This window comes from Synechococcus sp. R55.7, assembly GCF_047461955.1.
Lineage (GTDB): Bacteria > Cyanobacteriota > Cyanobacteriia > Thermostichales > Thermostichaceae > Thermostichus.
Window position 1 is genome coordinate 1 of sequence record NZ_JANSIC010000110.1, and the last position, 2049, is coordinate 2049.

The window sequence follows — 2049 nt, forward strand, 5'->3', positions numbered from 1 at the left end:
TCCTCTATCCTTGGTTGACCCTGGGCCTGCTGGTTCCTCTGGCCTATTGGTGTTGCTCTCGCTGGGTTTTTGCCCTGGCCGTGGTGAACTTTGGCCTGGCGTTGCAAGGGTTAGCCGAGCGTTTGGGCAGCTCTTTCCAAGGTTTAACCCTTTTGCATCTGCTTGGTGTTGCAGTTGTGTGGGGGTTGGGTCTGTGGCACCAACGCCATAAGCCTTGGCTAAGCCGGGTTTTAACTGAAGGAAGGGATCCAGAGCTTCCCGGCGAGCTGGAGCAAGGCTTGGATTTGGCCCCGACGGCCCAGAACTTGGCTCTGCTGGGGTTGGGTGTCCTGCTCTATGTCTGGAGCTTTGTCGGGACGTGGGTCGATCTTTCCGAGGATCCCCTCTGGAACGTTGGGGATCCCTGGGCGAGCTTGTCGGCAGTGGGGTTGCTGCTGCTGACGGGCTGGGGCTGGTGGCAGGGTTGGCAGGAGAAGAGATCCCAGCCCGTTTCGTCTTGGCTGAAGGATGCTGCTGTTCTGATTTCTCTGGTTGCCTTGGCGCTTTTGCTGGGGATCGGCAGCGCTGTGCCTTTGAACGTGACGGCAGGAGCAGCCTTGGTCCTCTTTGCCCCCTGGATAGTGACCTTGCTGTTGCTGGGGCTGTCAGCAGTGCTCTGCTGGGAAGGGCTACAGCAAGGGCGGCGGGGGCGCTTCTGGCAGGGACTGTTGGGGCTAACCCTGGTGGTGCTGACCCGCTTTTTCGAGTACCCAACCGGCCTGTTGGCCAAGTCGGCGGTGTTGGTGGCCTGTGGGATCGGGGTAATCTGGCTGGGGCTGAAATTTGAGCGGCGGATTTTCTCCCGTCTCTAATTCTTGCCCTTCTAGGAAGCCAAGCCCCGCTACATGATCAAGCAAAGGAAAAAGCTGGAATTGAGCTGGAATTCACAAGAATTTACAAAGTTTAAGGAACCTGCTTGTATTCCCCAACGTCTTTGCTAGTATATTCTCAGCTTTGGCTTGAGCTGAGAAGGAAGTGGGCATCTCTATCAAGATTTGGAGAATACAAATGAGAAGTAGGACTGCGTTTGGGCATTTTGGCTTTGCTACTTACGCCCCTTTGGGAGAGTGGTTCTCTTTCGGGTGTTGCCTTGGCTGAAGATCATCTTTTAGTGGCTCAGGCCCCGGAGCCAGCTAGGCAGCCTATGCCTTCTGTGCCTAGATCGATACCCTCCCCAGTTCCCATAGCTCCGGCAGAATCCTCAGAAACTGTAGATGAGCTATTCCGCCAGGTTCCTTTCCCCCCTTCGCAAAGACCTCTGCCTGGCCTTCCGTGCTCGAGACCCATGGTGTTGCGCTCAGTAACCCTTGGCGCCCCTCCGCCAAACCCTGCTTCACCCCTTCAATCGGAGCTTCCAGCCCAGATTTGGACAACTCTCCAGGGTTCCTCCGGAACAACCAACTGGGGAGATCCCCAAGCGAATAAAGTCTTTGCCCATACCTTCCAATGGAGCCCCCCTTGTAAAACGGGCTGCCGGATGGGAGGCACCCTTACGTTTACCTATCGCAATAACTTGCAGGCAACAAGTAACACAACTCCTAATGCCGGGAACGACAAGTACTACCTATACAACGGCGGGACTTTAACTCAAGCGGGGTTTTTGTATACTTCCCCAAGTCCGCCTGGCCAAACCTTCACCAAAACTCTAACCCTCTCGCCGGCAGAGATTGCCAACAACCGAGTGACCTTAGTAGTTCAAGATGATACGGCGGTTTTGCAAGCTGAGCTAGAGCTTAGATACTGCTGCTGCGAATGCGAATTTCCCATTTGAGTGCAATTCACGTAGGGGTGACTTCATTGTTCCCCCTTTTCTTCAGCTGACCCTAGCTGAAGTTCTCAAAGCCTACTCAGAAAAAATAGGAAAGCCTAACGGCGGGCCTGGGCAAAAATGGCTTGCAAAATCTCGTCGGCCCCCTGCTGTTTTAGCTTTTCTGCAAGAGCCATCCCCACTGCCTCGGGATCGGCGGTGGATCCCGTCTGAGTATCGCGGATGAGCCGCCGGCCATCCAG

The 2049-nt window shown here is 55.1% G+C and carries 2 protein-coding genes and 1 pseudogene; 2 read left to right on the forward strand and 1 reads right to left on the reverse strand.

Features of this window, described 5'->3' with window-relative positions:
* Both NW820_RS07375 and NW820_RS07380 read left to right on the forward strand, forming a co-directional pair.
* On the forward strand, positions 1-851 hold an 851-nt coding region (locus NW820_RS07375), incomplete at its 5' end, for a hypothetical protein (RefSeq protein WP_414407115.1).
* Positions 852-1516: 665 nt separating this feature from the next.
* Positions 1517-1810: a hypothetical protein gene (locus NW820_RS07380; RefSeq protein ID WP_414407116.1), complete on the forward strand. Its 294-nt coding sequence runs from the start codon at positions 1517-1519 to the stop codon at positions 1808-1810.
* 95 nt (positions 1811-1905) lie between these two features.
* On the opposite strand, the pseudogene NW820_RS07385 reads toward NW820_RS07380, so the two are convergent.
* A pseudogene (locus NW820_RS07385) lies at positions 1906-2049 on the reverse strand (hydroxymethylbilane synthase); the annotation flags it as partial.